This is a genomic window from Rhizomicrobium sp. (genome assembly GCF_056722145.1).
In genome coordinates this window covers 1-18,995 of record NZ_JBWZET010000323.1, presented here as the reverse complement: position 1 = coordinate 18,995, position 18,995 = coordinate 1, and the positions used below count along the sequence as shown (strand labels likewise).

The 18,995-nt window shown below is 62.4% G+C and carries 14 protein-coding genes and 1 pseudogene; 11 read left to right on the top strand and 4 right to left on the bottom strand.

Going from position 1 to position 18,995, the window contains the following annotated elements; translation table 11 throughout:
- The coding region (locus AC1P6P_RS17410) for a GH36-type glycosyl hydrolase domain-containing protein (protein ID WP_481403713.1) at window positions 1-794 on the top strand (794 nt) is incomplete at its 5' end.
- Between the two features lie 15 nt (window positions 795-809).
- Here the strand turns inward: AC1P6P_RS17410 and AC1P6P_RS17405 are convergent.
- Window positions 810-1,424: a TetR/AcrR family transcriptional regulator gene (locus AC1P6P_RS17405; RefSeq protein WP_481403712.1), complete on the bottom strand. Its 615-nt coding sequence runs from the start codon at window positions 1,422-1,424 to the stop codon at window positions 810-812.
- Between the two features lie 115 nt (window positions 1,425-1,539).
- Here AC1P6P_RS17405 and AC1P6P_RS17400 point away from each other — a divergent pair, with 115 nt between their 5' ends.
- The 7 genes and pseudogenes from AC1P6P_RS17400 to AC1P6P_RS17370 all read left to right on the top strand — a co-directional run bounded on the left by AC1P6P_RS17400 (window position 1,540) and on the right by AC1P6P_RS17370 (window position 14,378).
- Window positions 1,540-2,697: an efflux RND transporter periplasmic adaptor subunit gene (locus AC1P6P_RS17400; RefSeq protein ID WP_481403711.1), complete on the top strand. Its 1,158-nt coding sequence runs from the start codon at window positions 1,540-1,542 to the stop codon at window positions 2,695-2,697.
- Between the two features lie 13 nt (window positions 2,698-2,710).
- On the top strand, window positions 2,711-5,890 hold the full coding sequence (locus AC1P6P_RS17395) for an efflux RND transporter permease subunit (protein ID WP_481403710.1): 3,180 nt from the start codon (window positions 2,711-2,713) through the stop codon (window positions 5,888-5,890).
- A 249-nt stretch (window positions 5,891-6,139) separates the two neighbouring features.
- Window positions 6,140-6,625, top strand: coding sequence for an RNA polymerase sigma factor (locus AC1P6P_RS17390; protein ID WP_481403709.1), 486 nt, complete (start codon window positions 6,140-6,142; stop codon window positions 6,623-6,625).
- 1 nt (window position 6,626) lies between these two features.
- Window positions 6,627-6,773 (top strand): annotated as a pseudogene (locus AC1P6P_RS17385) (DUF4880 domain-containing protein); the annotation flags it as partial.
- Between the two features lie 57 nt (window positions 6,774-6,830).
- Window positions 6,831-7,577 (top strand): FecR family protein, encoded by a 747-nt coding sequence (locus tag AC1P6P_RS17380; protein WP_481403714.1) that lies wholly within the window; start codon window positions 6,831-6,833, stop codon window positions 7,575-7,577.
- A 74-nt stretch (window positions 7,578-7,651) separates the two neighbouring features.
- Window positions 7,652-10,843 carry a TonB-dependent receptor gene (locus AC1P6P_RS17375; protein ID WP_481403708.1) on the top strand — a complete coding sequence of 1,064 codons (3,192 nt, stop codon included), beginning with the start codon at window positions 7,652-7,654 and terminating at the stop codon, window positions 10,841-10,843.
- Window positions 10,844-11,336: 493 nt separating this feature from the next.
- Window positions 11,337-14,378: a TonB-dependent receptor gene (locus AC1P6P_RS17370; protein WP_481403707.1), complete on the top strand. Its 3,042-nt coding sequence runs from the start codon at window positions 11,337-11,339 to the stop codon at window positions 14,376-14,378.
- A 76-nt stretch (window positions 14,379-14,454) separates the two neighbouring features.
- Here the strand turns inward: AC1P6P_RS17370 and proC are convergent, their stop codons facing one another.
- From proC to AC1P6P_RS17355, 3 genes are all read right to left on the bottom strand, one after another.
- Window positions 14,455-15,255: a pyrroline-5-carboxylate reductase gene (gene proC, locus AC1P6P_RS17365; RefSeq protein WP_481403706.1), complete on the bottom strand. Its 801-nt coding sequence runs from the start codon at window positions 15,253-15,255 to the stop codon at window positions 14,455-14,457.
- A gap of 158 nt (window positions 15,256-15,413) precedes the next feature.
- Window positions 15,414-15,917: a type III secretion system chaperone family protein gene (locus AC1P6P_RS17360; RefSeq protein ID WP_481403705.1), complete on the bottom strand. Its 504-nt coding sequence runs from the start codon at window positions 15,915-15,917 to the stop codon at window positions 15,414-15,416.
- 150 nt (window positions 15,918-16,067) lie between these two features.
- Entirely contained in the window at window positions 16,068-16,325 is a 258-nt protein-coding gene (locus AC1P6P_RS17355) for an accessory factor UbiK family protein (protein ID WP_481403704.1), read from the bottom strand.
- A gap of 121 nt (window positions 16,326-16,446) precedes the next feature.
- Here AC1P6P_RS17355 and lgt point away from each other — a divergent pair, with 121 nt between their 5' ends.
- From lgt to AC1P6P_RS17340, 3 genes are all read left to right on the top strand, one after another.
- On the top strand, window positions 16,447-17,409 hold the full coding sequence (lgt, locus tag AC1P6P_RS17350) for a prolipoprotein diacylglyceryl transferase (protein ID WP_481403703.1): 963 nt from the start codon (window positions 16,447-16,449) through the stop codon (window positions 17,407-17,409).
- Window positions 17,406-18,494, top strand: a complete 1,089-nt coding sequence (locus AC1P6P_RS17345; protein WP_481403702.1) for a class I SAM-dependent methyltransferase — start codon at window positions 17,406-17,408, stop codon at window positions 18,492-18,494. Before lgt ends, AC1P6P_RS17345 begins: the two co-directional genes overlap by 4 nt.
- Window positions 18,494-18,995 (top strand): purine nucleoside phosphorylase YfiH/LACC1 family protein (locus AC1P6P_RS17340; protein WP_481403701.1); only part of this gene is annotated, 502 nt, incomplete at its 3' end. The genes AC1P6P_RS17345 and AC1P6P_RS17340, both read left to right, overlap by 1 nt.

The window sequence follows — 18,995 nt, the reverse complement described above, 5'->3', positions numbered from 1 at the left end:
CAGAAGACGTGCGCGACGCCTGCGAACGCGAGTTGTGGGACGGCGAATGGTACGCGCGCGGCACCACCGCCACAGGCCTCAAGATCGGCACCCGCGCCAGCGAGGAAGCCAAAATTTTCCTCGAGAGCAACACCTGGTCGATCATCTCGGGCGCCGCGCGGAGGGATCGGGCCGAGAGCGCCCTCGATGCCATCGACGAACATCTGTACACGCCCTGGGGCCTGCATCTGCTGCAGCCCTCGTTCTCCAAACCGAACGACGAAATCGGCTTCATGGGCCGCGTCTACAAGGGCATCAAGGAGAACGGCGCTATCTTCTCGCACCCGAACCCATGGGCGGTGATCGCCGCGGCGAGGCTGGGACAGGGCGACCGCGCCATGCGCTTCTACGATTCGATGCTGCCATTCAACCAGAACGACCGCATCGAAACCCGCGAGGGCGAACCCTATTCCTATTGCCAGTTCGTCTACGGCGCCGAGCATCCCCGTCACGGCCGTGCCCGCCATCCCTGGCTGACCGGCAGCGCCGGCTGGAACTACACCGCCGTGACCAAATGGATCCTCGGCATCCGCCCGGGTTTCGCGACTCTCACGGTTGATCCCTGCATTCCGCCGGCGTGGGACGCGTTCTCGGTAAAACGCCAATGGCGCGGCGCCACGTTTGACATCACCGTCACCAATCCCAGCCATGTCGCCCATGGCGTCAAAGCGGTCACGCTGAATGGTATGCCGGTGCGCGAAATCGCGGTGCAGCCGGCCGGCAGCGCCAACCGCGTCACCGTCGTTCTCGGCTAAACGCGGCTCGGAAATTTATACGGCGGCCGCGACTTTCTTGGCGGCCGCCTTTTTCTTTTCCGGAAAGCCGGCGAGCGCGAGTTCGGCAATGCTGCGCAACTCCTCGCGACTGGCCCCGCCTGCCGCCTGGACGCATAAGCCACTGCCCATCGCCATCAGGTAGCGCATCAACGCCGTCGGATTTGCGTCGGGCGGCAAATCGCCGGCCCGCTTGGCGCATTCGAAGCGCTCGCGCAGGGCCATCTCCATCGCCGCCTTGTGCTGGGCGAGTTGCTTGGCAATTTCGCCTTCGCCAGGCGACAGGCCGGCCTTGATCATCAAACAACCCGGCGGATGTTTCTTGTCGGTGGCGTAGTCGGCGAGCGCGGACAGATAGTGGGAGGCCACCGCCTTGGCCGTCGGTTCCGCCAGAATCTTGATGAGAACCTTCTCACGTGACGCGTCGTAGTGGTTGAGCACTGCCTTGAACAGGCCCTGCTTCGATCCGAACGCAGCGTAAAGACTGGGCGAGTTAATTCCCATCACCTCGGTCAGGTCGCTGATCGAAGTGCCGTCGTAGCCTTTGACCCAAAACACTTTTTGGGCTGCCGCCAGGGCTTGTTCGAGATCGAATTCACGATGACGCCCCATGCGTCAGGCTCCCGATAATTTTTTTGTACCGTTCGCTACAGAATTACTCTTGAACAAACGCGGTTCCAACTTATCTGTGTCGTTCATTACAAAATCAAAATAGTGGAGCGGCATCATGGTTGCAATAGTCCGCAGACATCCAAGGGTCTTTCTTGCCGTCGCGCTGGGGACGCTGCTGGCCCTTCCCGTCGTTTTCAGCCTCGGGACCAGTGCCAAGGCGGCGCAGGGCGCACCCCAGGCGGTTCCCGTCGGCGTTGTCACGGTGGCGCCGCACGAGGTGCAACTGTGGTCGCAGTTCTCCGGCCGCCTCAACGCGGTCGATTACGCCGAAATCCGTCCGGAAGTTGGCGGGCGCATCACCGACGTGCGCTTCAAGGATGGCCAGATCGTCAAAACGGGCCAAATTCTGATGGTGATCGATGCCCGGCCCTATGAGGCGGCGCTGGCCAAGGCAAAAGCCGATCTGGCTTCGGCACGCGCCAACGCGGCGCTGGCCAAAACGGAACTTCAGCGCGGCGAAGGCTTGATCAAGGCCAACGCAATTGCGCGCAGCCTTTATGACCAACGCGTCAATGCCCACGAGGTCGCGGTCGCCAACGTGGCGGTGGCACAAGCTGCCCTGCACCAAGCCGAAGTTGATGTCGATCACGCCTATATCAAGGCGCCGATCTCGGGGCGCATCAGCCGGCCGGAGCTGACGGTCGGCAATCTGGTGCAGACCACGCCCAACGCGCCGTTGCTGGCCTCGATCGTTTCCAATGACGGCATCTACGCCGATTTCGAGGTCGACGAGCAGACCTATCTCGCCACCGTCCATGCGCGGGCGGAAACGGCGACGGACGAACAGCAGCTGCCGGTCGAGATGACACTGCAGGGCGCCGACGGCCGCGTCTTCAAGGGCACGGTCTACAGCTTCGACAACAAGATCGACTCCGGTTCCGGCACCATCCGGGCGCGCGCCAAGTTCGATAACGCCGATGGCAGCCTGGTGCCGGGCATGTTCGTCTCGGTGCGGCTCGGTGCCGGCGACCACCGCGACACGCTGACGGTTCCCGAACGCGCCGTCATTGCCGATCTCAACAAGAAGTTCGTCTTCGTCGTCGGCAAAGCCAGCAAGGCGGAAATGCGCGAGGTCAAGCTCGGCGCCACCCTCGACGGCGAGCGCGTCGTGCTCGGCGGCTTGAAGAGCGGCGATCAGGTGATCGTCGACGGCGTCCAGCACGTCGCGATGGGCGCACCGGTGTCGGTGCAATCGAAAATCGCATCACGCTAAGCGGAAGACGACCATGAATTTGTCGCGGTTTTTCGTCGACCGGCCGATCTTTGCCGGCGTCATCTCGGTGGCGATCTTTCTCGCCGGCCTGATCGCCGTCTTTCAGCTGCCGATCTCGGAATACCCCGAAGTCGTGCCGCCGTCGGTCGTGGTGCGGGCGCAGTTTCCCGGCGCCAATCCCAAGGTGATCGCCGAGACGGTGGCCACGCCCCTGGAGGAACAGATCCAGGGCGTCGAGAACATGCTGTACATGTCCTCGCAGGCTGCCAGCGACGGACAATTGACCCTGACGGTGACATTCAAGCTCGGCACCGATGCCAATCTCGCCCAGCAACTGGTGCAGAATCGCGTCAACCAGGCCTTGCCGCGCTTGCCCGACGTGACGCGCAATCTCGGCGTCACCACCACCAAAAGCTCGCCCGACCTCACCATGGTCGTGCACCTGATCTCGCCCAACAAGCATTACGACACGCTGTACCTGCGCAATTACGCGGTGCTGAACGTCAAGGACCAGCTCGCCAAGATCGACGGTGTCGGCTCGGTGCAGCTGTTCGGATCGGGCGATTATGCCATGCGGCTGTGGCTCAATCCGGAGAAGATGGCCGCGCGCGGCATCACTGCCGATCAGTTCGTGAACGCCGTGCGCCAGCAGAACGTCCAGGTCGCCGCCGGCGTGATCAACGGCCCGCCTTATGGCAACAAGGGCGAACTGCAGCTGCCGATCAACGCTCAGGGACGCCTGTCCGACCCTGAGGAATTCTCCGAGATCATCATCAAGCAGGACGGCGGCGTCGTCACCCGGCTGAAGGATGTGGCGCGCGTCGAAATCGACGCCTCGCAATACGGCCTCAGGTCGCTGCTCGACAACCAGCCGGCGGTGGCGATCCCGATTTTCCAGGCGCCGGGTTCCAACGCCATCCAGATTTCCGACAACGTGCGCGCGACCATGGCGGAACTCGCCAAGAATTTCCCGCCCGGCGTCGAATACCGCATCGTCTACGACCCCACCGTGTTCGTGCGCGGCTCGATCGAAGCGGTCATCCACACCCTGCTGGAAGCCGTGGCTCTGGTCGTGCTGGTGGTGATCCTGTTCCTGCAGACCTGGCGCGCCTCGATAATCCCGCTTCTGGCGGTTCCCGTATCGATCATCGGCACTTTCGCGGCGATGTATCTGTTCGGCTTCTCGATCAATGCGCTGTCGCTATTTGGACTGGTGCTTGCCATCGGCATCGTGGTGGATGATGCCATCGTGGTGGTGGAGAACGTCCAGCGCGGCATCGAAGACGGCCTGACGCCCCATGACGCCACCCTCCGGGCGATGCGCGAAGTGACCGGACCGATCATTGCCATCGCCCTGGTGTTGTGCGCCGTGTTCGTGCCGGTGGCGTTCATCGCCGGCCTGACCGGGGAGTTCTATCGCCAGTTCGCGCTCACCATCGCGTTCTCGACCATCATTTCGGCGTTCAACTCGCTGACGCTGTCGCCAGCTCTGGCGGCGCTGCTGCTCAAATCGCCACACGCCCCGAAGGATTGGCTGACGCAAAAGATGGACCGCTACGGCGGCCCGCTGTTCCGCGGCTTCAATCGCGTTTTCCACAGCGGCTCCGATCGCTACAGCCGTGGCGTCGGCGGCACCCTGCGCCATAAATCGCGGGCGGTCGGCGTTTATGCAGTGCTGCTCGGCCTCACCTATCTTGGCTTCCAGATGGTGCCGCCCGGCTTTGTGCCGCTGCAGGATAAGCAATACCTCGTCAGCTTCGCGCAGCTGCCGCAAGGGGCGACGCTGAACCGCACCGAAGACGTGATCCGCCAGATGTCGAACATCGCCCTGCAGGAACCGGGCGTCGAGCACGCCGTGGCCTTCCCCGGCCTGTCGATCAACGGCTTCATCACCAGCCCATCGGCCGGCGTCGTATTCATCGCCCTGAAACCGTTCGAACAGCGTACCAGCGCCAAGCTGTCGGGACAGGCGATCGCGCAAAACCTGCAGATGAAATACCTTGGCATCAAGGACGCCATCGTGGCGGTGTTTCCGCCGCCGCCAGTGCAGGGACTCGGCCAGATCGGCGGCTTCAAGCTGCAGGTGGAGGACCGCACCGACCAGGGCTATGAGGCGCTCGACGCGGCGATGAAGACCGTCGCCATGAAAGCGCGGCAGACGCCGGAGCTGGGCGGGGTGTTTTCCAACTACAACATCGGTGTACCCCAGCTCGAAGCCGATCTCGACCGCACCCGGGCGCTGCAACTCGGTGTCTCGGTGCAGGACGTGTTCGACACCATGCAAATTTATCTGGGATCGATCTACGTCAACGACTTCAACAAATTCGGCCACACCTATCAGGTGATCGCCCAGGCCGACAGCCCGTTCCGCTCCCGCCCCGCCGACATCCTGAAGCTCAGGACCAAGAATGTCGCCGGCGAGATGGTGCCGCTCGGCTCGGTGATCCGATTGTCCGAAACCGCCGGCCCCGACAGCGCCACGCGCTACAACGGCTTCCGCTCGGCCGACCTCAACGGAGCCCCCGCTCCGGGTTATTCCAGCGGCCAGGCGCAGGCGGCGATCTCGAAAATCCTTGACCAGTCCTTGCCCAAGGGCATGCGTTATGAGTGGACCGAGTTAACCTATCAGCAGGTCCTGTCCGGCAATACCGCGCTGTTCGTTTTTCCCCTTTGCGTGCTGCTCGTCTTCCTGGTGCTGGCGGCGCAATACGAAAGCTTGGTCCTGCCGCTGGCGATCATCCTGATCGTGCCGATGTGCCTGTTCTCGGCCATCTTCGGCGTGTGGGCGACCGGCGGCGACAACAACGTCTTCACCCAGATCGGATTGTTCGTGCTGATCGGCCTCGCGTCGAAGAACGCCATCCTGATCGTCGAATTCGCCCGCGACCTGGAGCACCAAGGCCGTTCGATTGTGGCAGCGGCGGTGGAGGCGGCGCGACTCCGGCTGCGACCGATCCTGATGACCTCGTTCGCCTTCATCATGGGCGTGGCGCCGCTGGCACTTTCCACCGGTGCCGGAGCGGAGATGCGCCACGCCATGGGTGTCGCGGTGTTCTTCGGCATGCTCGGCGTCACCTTTTTCGGCCTGTTCCTGACGCCGGTGTTCTATGTGCTACTCAGGATGCTGGAAGTACGCCTGACCGCACCATCGCGCCGCGGGGCTCCGGATGGGGCGGTGTCGCCGGCGGAATAAGTGGGCCGGCCGGTCCGGCAGTCTTCGCCCCTGCTTTGGCGCGTCCATTCGTCACCATCCGGTGCGATTCGCCAGCCCTCCGCTCTCACTGGAGGGCTGGCCCCATTGATTCTTGCGTCAAACACTCCGTTATGTCTGACAATATTGCCCGGAGACGTATGACCCATCATTTACCTCATGGGCCAAAAGGGAAATTTATCGCCTGAGCCTGCCGCAAGCCCTGCTATAATTCTGTCAGTAGGGGGGCAAATGGCCGAAGTGCCAACAGAAAGAGCCTATTGGAGCAAACTGCTCAAGCTGGTCACGCGCCATACCCGCGGACGCAGCGACGCAGAGGACCTGCTGCACACGGCCTACATCCGCCTTGAGCAATATCGCGCCGAGCATGCCGTTGAAAATCCAGGCGCTTTTCTCGTGCGTACGGCGACGAACATTGCCATCGACATCCACCGCCACGAACGGCTGTGGGCGCCAGGAGATGCGGGGCAGGAGGCGCAGCAGCCCGACGATGCGCCGCTCCAAGATGAGGTAATCGAGGCGCGCGCGCGTCTAGCTAGGGTGAAGGATGGCCTCACAAAACTGACCCCGCGCACCCGAGAAATATTTTTGATGCACCGGCTTCACGGAATGAAATACCGCGAGATCGCGGTTCATTTCGGGATCAGCCAGAGTGCCGTCGAAAAGCACATTGCGAAAGCGGCGTTGTTTTTGACCGAGTGGACCCGAGACTGGTGAAATGGCGTTTGTAAGTGAAATAGCTCCCGAAATCCGGGCCGAGGCGGCGGCGTGGCTTGCCCGTCTCAGAGCCGACGACAAAAGCGCTGCCGACGAGGCAGCGTTCCGGGCTTGGCTGGCCAAGGATCGACGGCACGCTGCCGCATTCGAAGCGGTTACGGAAGTTTGGGAAATCGCCGGCGCCGCCTGGGACGAGCCGATAGCAATGCCGGCGCGCCGGGTCATACCGCGCCGGGCCATGATAACGGGTTTCGGTTCGCTGGCCGCGGCCGGCGTCCTTCTCACCTTCTGGCAAAACGCCGGCGCGGGCACCTATGAAACCGCGGTCGGCGAACAAAAGCATGCCGTCCTGCCGGACGGCACCCAGGCGTTTCTCGACACCGACACGAAAATCCGAACGCAATTCGACCGCGATGCCCGCACGGTTGCGGTCGAACACGGGCGGTGCAACTTCCACGTCCGCGAGGATGATACGCGCCCCTTCGTGGTCGACGCCGCATCCAGCCGCATCTTCGCTGCACGCTCCACGTTCGACGTTCGGCGTGACGGCGATGACGTTTGCGTCGTGCTGATCCAGGGTTCTCTTACGGTTGCGCTCAAGGACGGGTCGCTGCGCCAGATACTCGCGGTCGGCGACCGCTTTGCGGCCGGGCGTTGGGGGCGTCGAAAAGACAGACCCAATCTGGTGCCGCTGCTCGCGTGGCAGACCGGCCAAGCCGTGTTCGACAATGAAACGCTGGCTGGCGCCGTGCGCGAGATGAATCGCTATTCGGTGATCAAGATCGCCGTCCACGACGGTGAGGTCGCCGATCTGCGGATCAGTGGCGTTTATCGTGTCGGAGATAATGTGGCGTTTGCCCATTCCGTCGCGACACTGCTTCCAGTCATACTGGAAGTCGATACGGATCAGGTCAGACTCGAGCCCAATCCGGCACGGGAAAAAAGAACCTGAAGTACAGGTGAGGAAATGCTGATCATCATCGATCCTCAAGCTTGTCGGGCGGAGTACCTGCCGCAAGGGGGCACATGGTCGGGGGCAGAACACCGGGCAGTCGTCGACTAGGTTTCTGGGCGGCGGCGGTTGCGGTGGTGGCGGTAAGTGGACGCTTCGCTTTTGCGGGCGATGTCCACGTCCCGGCAGAGCCTTTGGCCCAGTCGCTCAGGGATATTGCGCACCAAACCGGTGCGAACATTCTGTTCGCACCCGATGCCGTGCGCGATCTGAAGGCGTCTGCGGTGCATGGCACCATGTCGGCGCAGGATGCGGTCGGCCGCGTTATCGCCGGCAGCAATCTGGAAATCGTTCCCGACGGGAGCGGCGGGTTGATCGTGCGTCCCGTCAAAGCCGCCGCGGCACGCCTGCCGGCGCCCATTGCGGCGATCGTTCCGGTGCCGCTGGAAGCAGAGACGGTGATCGTCACCGGCATCCGCGGATCGCTGCAGCGCAACCTCGACGTCAAGCGCGGTTCTTTCGGGCTGATCGACGCCATCACCTACGAGGACGCCGGACGCTTTCCCGATTCCAATCTCGCCACCGCCCTGATGCGCATTCCCGGCGTCACCGTGAACCGCGCCGTCACCAGTCTCAGCGGCATCAATTCCTCGACCGGCGAGCCGACCGAGATCACGGTGCGCGGCTTCGGTCCGACCTTCAACGATACCCTGTTCGACGGACGCAAGATTCCCTCGGGCGTTTCCAATCGCGCCTTCGACTTCTCAGCCCTCAACAGCGACCTGGTACAGGAAGTCGACGTCCTGAAGAGCCCCGATCCGTCGCTGTCGGCGGGCGCCATCGGCGCCACCATCAACGTCAAATATCCCAAGCCGCTCGATACGCCCGGATTCAGGATCGCGAGCTCGGCCTCGACCACCTTCACGCCCGAGGCCGGCCACTGGACTCCGAACGGCAATGTCCTGTTGAGCGATACCTTCGACGACGGCCGCATCGGCATTCTGGTGGCAGCGGCGTATGCCGAAACCAAGAGCCGCAGCAACGAAGCCACTATTTGGGGCTGGGAAGGCTCGTATCTCGATCCCTGCCAGTTCGCCGGTGCCACGATGCCTTGCGGCGCACCGCTGGAATCGGACACCACACGGCCCGTTTGGTACATCCAGGACTATGGCATCTATCAGATCCGCAACTGGCAAATGCGGGAGAACGCGGTCACGATCCTGCAATGGCGCCCGATCGAAACCATCCTCCTGACCGTCAACGGCAATTTCACCCGCAACGATCTCAAGGAGCGGCAGAACGGTTACGCCATCTGGAACAATGCTGGCGAGATGCGAGAGGTGACGACATCAGATCACGGCACCATCACCGGTTTCGTGCGGCCCAACACGCCGACTGATTTCGACGCCCAGAACAATGAACAGGTGCTGCAAAGCTACGATTTCGGCATCAACATGCGCGTAACGCCCGCCAGAAATTTCACCATTCTGGCCGATGCCGACCTGGCGCTCTCCTCGCTCAATCCCGGCGGACAGTTCGGCGAATTCAGTGCCGACGTCGGCTACGGCCCATCAACTGCAACCGGCATCAATGGCTCCAATACCGGCATCGTTGTGGCGGCAGGCGGCAATCATATCCTGCCTTACTACAGCGTCTATGGCCCGAACGGCGATCGTTCGCGTTTTCTTGACCCAAACCTCATCGGCTCACACGTTCTCGTGCTGATCAGCCAACGCAACCGCTATCTCGTCAACCAAGCAAAACTCGAAGTCGACTGGGAAGGCGAGTCCGTGCGCATCAGCGCCGGCTTCCAACGCGTTGCCAACCACATGAAGCTGGTCAATTACCAGGATTTTGCCAACAATCATTGGCAGGCGTTCGCCGGCTACGGAGCAGCCTCGCACAACACCTATAGCAACGGCGGGGCCGCCGGACTGCCCGCTGGCGTAGCCCTCCCTCCAAATTTGTTTGCCGGCTCTTTCGCGACCGCAAATTTCATTTCGGGCTGGCGTGGGGCCGATGCGTTGCCGGCTCATGTCGTCGCTTTCGATCCCAAGGCGGTGATCGGGTATCTCGAGAGTCTTGGCGACCCGACCACGCCGAATGCCATACCCGGGTTCAATTGGGGCTGCTGCGATCCGGCGTATCACGGCAAGCTCTCGGTCGTGCTCGATCCCGCCAATTTCCAGCAAATCTACGAGGACAACTCCGCCGGCTACCTCGTCCTCGCGGGGACGACCCGGATATTCACCTTGCCGCTACGCTATCATGCCGGGCTGCGCGCGGAATACACCGATCTGACCTCGACCGGTATCGGCCGGCGTCCCACCAGCCTGTCGATCATGCCATCCGACCACACCGCCTTCCTGGTCGAGTACGATCAGCAGACCCCTGTCACCAACCAGCGCACCTACACCTACATTCTGCCGAACGTCGACTTCACGCTCGAGGTGAGCGATGAGATCGATGTTCGCCTCAGCGCGTCGCGGACACTGACCCGGCCGCCGCTGAACACCCTGACGCCGATCCTGAACCTGACCTCGTCCGAACGGGTTGGTTCTTTGGTCGCCACCGGCGGCAATCCCGAACTGGAGCCGTTCCTGTCGGACAATCTCGACCTTGCCGCGGAATGGTACTACGCGCCGAACTCCTATGTATCGGTCAACACCTTCATCAAGAACGTGACGAATTTCATCGTCTCGGGCACCAAGACGCAGACGATCAACAACGTCTCCGACCCCACGACCAACGCGCCAGCGCTGTTCCGCGTTTCGTCTTATCTCAATGGCCCGACGGCATCGGTCTATGGCCTTGAGGTCGCGGTGCAGCACGTCTTCGACGATAGCGGCTTCGGCTTGCAGGCGAACGGAACCCTGGTTGGCTCCAACAAGCCCTATAATCCGCATGACCTGACGACCAGCGGCTTCGCCGTTACCGGTCTGGCCGATAGCGCCAACCTGATCGCCTTCTACGACAAAGACGGCTTCCAGGTTCGCATCGCCGCCAACTGGCGCGACAGTTACCTCGACCACTTCGGTCAGCAGCAGAACTATTCCGCCTTTGGCGCCGAACCGACATTCGTCGATTCAAGCTGGAACGTCGACCTCTCGACCAGCTACGCCTTGACCGGCAATCTCGACGTCTATTGCGAGGTCATGAACCTCTTGAATTCCACCTACTCGACGCGCGGACGCTTTGCCGAGCAGGTGCTGGATGTCGTTGATTATGGTCGCCGTCTGACGGTCGGACTGCATTATCGGCGCTAGGCATAGACGTACCACACCTCCTTTTCCCCACCACCGCTTGCGATCATTCCGGCGCATTCACGCCATGCTAAATGCGAAGGTGTGGAACCGGGCTGCCAATCCGTCATATTGTTGGGAGATCGTTTGAAGTATTCGACGGTATTTCTGCATCATCACAGAAATTTTTTCTAGGTAGTACTGTGGTACGACTTTGCCATACGCCCGGTAATTCTCTCGTCGTCAAGTATTTGCGGCCTGTTTCATTTAGACAGCGCTTTCCCCAACTGATAGCTTTTAGGGTGGTAGCGTTACCTCGGTAGGGTCCGGGAGCGCTCCCGGAAACGCCGGCTGAGCGCCGGATTTCCACGACGGCAAAGCGACGGACGGGGCGGGGGCTGCCCGAAATGCTTGCACAACTTCAAGAGCCGCGCGGCGCTACACGAGCGGACGAACTGCTCGTCCGATCGGGCGGGTGTGCCCAACCCGCCAAAGAAACAACAGAGGGAGAGATAACGTGCGAAAAACCAACCACACCATCATGCGCTCGGCATTGCTGGGCAGCGCTTGCGTCATGGCCGCGTTGACGGCTGTGCCCGCGAGTGCGCAAGACTCCATGGAAACGGTCGTCGTCACAGGCATTCGCGGATCGCTGCAGCGCAACCTCGACATCAAGCGCGAAAGCCTCGGCCTCGTCGATGCGATCACGATGGAAGACATCGGCAAGTTCCCGGATGCCAACCTCGCCAATGCGTTGATGCGCATTCCTGGCGTGACGATGTCGATGACGGCGAACTCGACCAACAACGGCCAAGCGACCACGACCGGCCAAGGCGTGTCGATTACCGTTCGCGGCTTCGGCCCGACCTACAACGAAACGCTGTTCGACGGACGCTTCATCCCGTCGGCCAACTCCGTCACCGGCGTGACCACTGGCGGCCGTTCGTTCGACTTCAGCGGCCTCTCCGCCGACATGGTCTCGCGCCTGGAAGTGTTGAAGTCACCGGATGCCGCGTTGTCGGCCGGCGCCATCGGTGCCAGCATCAACGTCATCTATCCGAAGCCGTTCGACAAGCCCGGCCTCACGGTTGTGGCGTCTGCTTCGGGCAGCATCAACACCGACGACGGCCGCTGGATGCCCAACGGCAACTTCCTGGTCAGCGACACGTTCGCCAACGACAAGGTCGGCGTTCTGGTTGCCGGCTCCTATTCGAGCTTCCAGACTAGCCAATGGCAGGTCCAGAACTGGGGCTGGAACGGCTCGTACATCGCACCATGCCAGCTCTCCGGCTATACGGGACCGGACTGCGGCACGCTGACCGCAACCGACCCCCGCAACACGCCTGACACTTCGAAGCCGGTCTGGTGGACGCAGGACTATGCGGTCGACTGGAACCAGATCAACGAAGAGCGCACCAACCTGCGCGCCGTGGCCCAGTTCCGGCCGACCGATGCGTTGGAAATCACGGTTGACGGCAACTTCGCCCGCGACGACCTGATGCAGGATTCGCTGACTTACGCGCTGTGGAACAGCGTCGGCGACATGAGAAACGTTTCGGTGTCGAAAAACGGCACAATCATGGCCTTTACGCGGTTTGGGCCGCAGGACTTCGACGACGTCAGAAGCCAGCAGATCCAGCAGACCTACAACGTGGGCATCAATGCCAAGTGGTCTCTCAACTCCCACGTCACGCTGGTTGCCGATTTCAATCAGGCGCTGTCCGCTCTCAACCCGGGTGGCCGCAAACACCTCCAGGAAGTCTCTGCCGGCATCGGCTATGGTCCGTCGGGGCCTGGCGGCATTTACGGCTCCAACTACACCGTTACCCAGGCTGGCGGGCACGGCCTTCCGTTCTACTCCGGCGTCGGTCCGAGCGGCGATGCCTCGAAGTTCACGGGCCTGAATACCGGCTTGACGCCTGACGGCAGCATCCTGGGTTCGCATGTGATGGTGGTGAACAACAGGAACAATACCTATCTGGTCAATCAGGCCAAACTAGAAGCCGAAATCGAGTACGATAGCCTTAAGATCAAATTCGGTGCCCAGTACCAGCCGAACCACTACATCACGCACTCCTTCACCGACCTCTTCGGTGGCTCCAACAACAACTGGCAGGTCGTCTCAGGCTACGGCCCCGATTCGCATAATACCCTCGCCTCCGGTTCGGACGCCGGCTTCCACCTTCCGGCATCGCTGTTCCATGGCGTCAAGACGATGAAGCCCGACAGCATTCCCGGTTGGACGGGACCGACGGGCGGCGTGATTCCGGGTCTGCCGATCACCAATGCCTATGACGTCTACGCCTACTTAAACGGCAAGACCGGTACGTCCATCACCTGCCCGGTCACCGGCTATGACTCCAGTGGCAACCCGATTTATGGCGTTCCTACTCCGAACGGCGTCAACTGCGGCGCGCTCACCAGCCCGGCCGGCTTCCACGGCATGATCCCGAGCCAGATGCCCGACGAATCGATGTCGCAGTATCAGAAGCTCTTCGAAGACAACTACGCCTTCTATGCCAGCTTTGCGTCGGAAGCGAAGCTCGCCGACATGCCTCTGAAGATCAACGGCGGCGTGCGTTGGGAATACACCGATATGACGGCGTCCGGCTTCGGCACAGAGCTGAAGGACATGGTCGTCACGCCTGGTGACCTTACCGCGTACCGGTTCGATCTCACCGACCCCAAGGTCGTCAGCGTGAAAAACAGCTACTCTTATCTGCTGCCGAACCTCGACTTTACCTTACTCGTGACCGACAACCTTCATATGCGGTTCGATGCATCTCGCACGATGACCCGTGCGCCGATCGCCAACCTGACCGCAACCGTGTCGTACGGCGGCCGCAAGGGCTCGTTGGTGGCCACCGGCGGCAATCCGAACTTGTTGCCGTTCCTCTCCGACAACTTGGACGTGGCCACGGAATGGTACTACGGCGAAAACTCCTATTTGTCGGCCGACGTGTTCCTGAAGAATGTGTCCAACTTCGTCATCAACGGCACCTCGACACTCGTCGTGCCGGGCGTGATCGACCCGAACACGGGCACCAACCCTGTGTTCACGCTCAACAGCGTCATCAACGGGCCTAGCGCCAACGTCTACGGCCTCGAGCTTGCCTGGCAGCATGTGTTCGGCGACAGTGGCTTCGGCTACTTGATCAACGGCACGATCGTTCAAAGCGACCGTCCCTACGATCCGCACAACCTGCTGGTCAGCAATTTCGCGGTCACCGGACTGGCTGACTCGGCAAACGCGACGTTCTTCTATGACAAGGACGGAATCGAGCTGCGCTTCGCCGCCAACTGGCGTGACACCTACCTTGATCGCTTCGGTCAGGGCCAGGGGAACGGCACGTTTGGCACGGAGCCGATCTTCGTGAACGGCAACTGGGATCTTTCGCTCAGCGGCGGTTACGACATCACCGACAACGTGAAGGCCTACTTCACTGCCTCTAACCTGCTCGACAACTCGTACTCGACCCGCGGCAGGTTCGCGGATCAGGTGTATGGCGTGATCTCGCTGGGCCGCAGCTATACGGTCGGCGTCCACTTCAAACTGTAAGGACCTCCCCTCTATTGCGTCTCAGCTTGGGGGTCGCGTCAGCGGCCCCCTTCTTTTTTAGGACGCGGACGAGGGATCAACTGCGCGCCAACTCCTCGGCGCGGATTTTGGCGGCGGCGACCGCCCTTGTCATGACGGACGGCAGGCCATCTTTGGCCTGAAGCACATTCAGCGCCGCCTCGGTGGTGCCGCCCGGGGTCGCAACATCACGGATGAGCTCGCGCGTCGGGCGCCGGTCGGCATCCAGGAGTGCGCCTGCGCCGGTCACGGTCGCCCGCGCCAGACGGGCGGCGGTCTCGTGCGGCAAGCCCGCCGCTTCACCGGCCGTCGTCATCGCCTCCACCAAGGCGAAGATGTAGGCGGGACCCGAACCGGACACGGCGGTTACCGCGTCGATCAAACCTTCCTGCGCCAGCCACACCGTCTCGCCGATAGCGGCCACCAGCGTGCCGGCAAAGTCGCGATCAGCTGCACCGACCGACGGCGCCGCATAGAGACCGGAGATGCCGCGGCCGATCGAGCCGGGCGTATTCGGCATCACCCGGACGATCGCTGCGCCCGCGCCCCAGTTCTGGGCGAGCAGGTCCGTGCCGGTGCCGGCCGCAATCGAGATCATCAGGGTGCCGCGCGCAGCAATGCTAGCGAGCTTGGCCGCCTCGGCCCGAACGATATGCGGTTTCAACGCCACCACGCAGGCGCGCCAGACGTGATCCTCGACCCCGGCGAGAGTCGGCACGATCTTGACGCAGGTCTGCTGGAGCGCCTCGGACGGGTTGGGTTCTACGGCGGTGATCGGGCCGAGCCCCGCTTTGACCCAGCCGTGGATCAGGGCGGTCCCCATCTTGCCGGCGCCGACGATCAGGATGGGCGTGCTCATAATCAACCTCCACGAGAAATCGGCCGCGCTGCCGCGGACGCCAGATTGTAGCGATTCCGATTCACGCCTTGACCGCTCCGCCGTTCGTTGGAACGGTCTAGCTTGTTGTGGTCGCGCTTCATACCAGAAAACCGGATTCCACTTTTCGGGGAACCGCTCTAGGCCTGACCCTGGCACTCGAGGATGGCGGCCGCAACCGCCTCCTGGGCCGACTTGCCGCCCCAGAGCACGAACTGGAAGGCCGGGTAATAATGCTCGCAGGCCTCCAGCGCCAGATTGAGCAGGCATTCCATTTGCGACGGTGAGGCGTGCGCCTCCGGGAAGATCATGGCATGGCGAAAGACGATGGTACCGTCCTCCGGCCACAGATCAAAATGGCCAATCCACAGACGCGCGTTGACGTACATCAGCAGCGCCGCAATATCGACAAGGCGCGTTTCGCCCTTCACCCGCATGTCGAAGGCGCTCGACAGGTGCAGCGACGCCAGATCTTCGCGCCAGGTAAAGCTGAAGTGATGGTCGGACCAGCGGCCCGCCACCGACAGATTAAGCTCGTCAATGCCGGCGCGTTCGTAGGCCCAGCCGTTCTCTTCCACCGTCCGCTCGAGCAAATCGAGCGGATGCGGACGGCTGGTGGATTGGTCCTGGTGGATGCTCGTCATTAACCAGACTCCGGGGGCGCGACGCAAAACGAAGCAGTTCGAGGTCAAGCTGCCACAACATTTTGCGTGAGCACAAGAGTCTGACTCACGGCGCCGTTGGACGGATTCCGCTATTCACAGTTTTCGAATTTCGTCACGGCACATTCTGATTCACGGCGCGTCGCCGGCGAGGCGTTTCTCCACAGCCTCCAAGCGGCGGGCCAGTGACTCGTTTTCCTCCCGCGCCTTGGCGGCCATCGCTTTGACCGCCTCGAACTCATCACGGCGAACCAGCTCCATGTCGGCAAGCAGCTTTTCCAGGCGCTGCTTCAAGAAGGATTCGAATTCGCTTTTTGCACCTTGCGCTGCACCGGCGGCATCGGTGACCAGCCGGGCCAGGCCGTCGAGAAAGGGATTGTCGTTTTGCATCGCGATATGTCCTTGTTCCGACTCTCTTCTTGGCAATTCCCGGCGGCGCGGCGCACCTGTTACCGTGGCTTCACCAAAGCATGCTTGACAGGTAAAGCCAAAGCAGCGCGTGGTATCCTCAATGTTAGACTATCCCGAGTTCGATCCCATCGCCATCCACCTCGGCCCCTTGGGGGTGCGCTGGTATGCGCTCAGCTACATCGCCGGTTTGGTCCTGGCCTGGTGGCTGATCGTGAAAATGCTGAAGCAGGTATCATTGTGGAAGCGGCCGCCGTTCTCCGGCGCGGCGCCGGCCACCGCCGACGATATCGGTGATTTATTCGTCTGGGCAACGCTCGGCGTCGTGATCGGCGGCCGGCTCGGCTACGACCTGTTCTACGGCATCTTCTACTGCGGCTTCTTCCCGGGCGGGCGCGATTGCGGCGGCCTGCCGATGGCCTATCTCACCAACCCGCTCAACCTCATCGCCCACTGGCAGGCGGTCGAATTTCACCTCTTCGGCTGGACCGTTCCCTTCTATAAGCCCGAGCTTCTCGGCATGTCGTTTCATGGCGGGCTGCTCGGCGTTGCGATCGCGGTCATCCTGTTCGCGCGCCACCGCAAGCTCAACATATTCGCGGTCGGCGATCTCGCCTGTTCGGTGGCGCCGATCGGCCTGTTCTTCGGGCGCCTCGCCAACTTCATCAACGGCGAACTGTGGGGCAAGGTCACCGACTCGTCGTGGGGCATGGTGTTCTGCAGTGACCATCTGAAGGCGATGTATGGCGGCTGCCCGGCCGGGCTCGAACCGCGCTTTCCCAGCCAGCTGATCGAGGCCTTCACCGAAGGCGTTTTGCTTTTCGCCATCCTGCAGCTTGGGATCCAGCGCTTCGGATGGCATCGCCGTCCTGGGCTCATCACCGGCCTGTTTTTCGCCGGATATGGCTTAGCGCGGGCGTTCTCGGAGTTCTTCCGCGACTCCGAATCCATGATTGTCGGCTGGTTTTCGATGGGCATGCTGCTATCGATTCCCATGTGGGCTGCCGCTGCGCTATTCTTATGGGTCGCATACAAAAAGCCCGACTGGGGCAGGAAACCATCATGACCGCGCTTACCACCAAAATCGCCCGCTGGATCGAAGCCCAAGGCCCGATCTCGGTGGCGCAATACATGAACCTCTGCCAGTTCGATTCGGAGGCTGGCTCCTACACGGCCCGCCAGACCATCGGGCGCGATTTCGTCACCTCGCCGGAAGTCAGCCAGACCTTCGGCGAGATGCTCGGCCTGTGGGTCGCGCAGACCTGGCACGACCAGGGCCGGCCGGCCAATCCGCGCCTCGTCGAGCTCGGCCCCGGGCGCGGCACCCTGATGGCCGACGCGTTGCGGGCCGTTGCGGCGGCAGCGCCCGAATTCCTCGATATCGCCGAGATCGTGCTGGTGGAAGCCAGCCCCGCGCTCGCGACGGTCCAGCGGGACAAGCTGAAGCTGATCGGCGCCGACATCTCCTGGCATGAGCGCTTCGACGAAGCCCTCGCCGACCGGCCGCTGTTCCTGATTGCCAACGAGTTCTTCGACTGCCTGCCGGTACATCAATATGTGATGACCCCGCGCGGCTGGTGCGAACGGATGATCGGACTCAAGGACGGCGCGCTCAGCCTTGCCCTCAACCCCGATCCGGTGCCGCAGTCCGACAGCCTGCTGCCCGCCGCTCGAGGCGTTGCCAAGGTCGGGGCGATATACGAAGTGTCACCGGCTGCCCTCGCGCTGGCCGAAGAAATTTCGCGGGCAGTCGCCAAACAGGGCGGCGGCGCGGTGTTCGTCGACTATGGCTATGACTCGCCCGGGTTTGGCGAAACCCTGCAAGCGGTCGCCGACGGCAAGTTCATCGACGTGTTGAAAGAGCCCGGAGACAGCGATCTGTCGGCGCATGTCGACTTCGTGGCGCTGGCCCAGGCGGCCAAAGCCGGCGGCGCGGCGGTCTACGGCCCGACCACCCAATGCAACTTCCTCGCCGACCTCGGCATCGGCGAACGCGGTGAGCGGCTGATCAAATCGAACCCGACCGACGCCCGCGAGATCGCCATCGCCATCGACCGGCTGGTCAATCCGGCCGAGATGGGAGCGCTGTTCAAGGTCCTCGCAATGGTCCCACCGGGTGCCAAGCAGCCGCCGGGGTATGGTTTCGGCTGATGCTGGTCCTGACGGCGGCGGCTCTGAACACCCCGCATATCGCCCACGGCTTCTTCGGGCGGCCAGGGGGCGTGTCTGAAGGCGTCTATGCTGGGCTCAATTGCGGGCCGGGCTCGGGCGACGACCGCGCCGCGGTGGACGAGAACCGCCGCCGTGCGCTTGCGGCTTTGGGCGGTACCTCGCTGGTTACCTGCTACCAGGTCCATAGCGCCACCGCTGTTACCGTGTCGGAAACATGGGAGAGAGGGGCGGCACCGCATGCCGATGCACTGGCAACCCGCGTGCCGGGCCTGGCGCTCGGTATCCTCACCGCCGACTGCGCCCCGGTGCTGCTCGCCGACGCCGATGCCGGCGTCATTGGGGCTGCCCATGCGGGCTGGAAAGGTGCCATCGGCGGCGTCACCGATTCGGTCCTGGCCGCGATGGAAACGCTGGGTGCCCACCGTGCCCGTATCGCGGCGGCGATCGGTCCCTGCATCGCTCAGGAAAGCTATGAGGTGA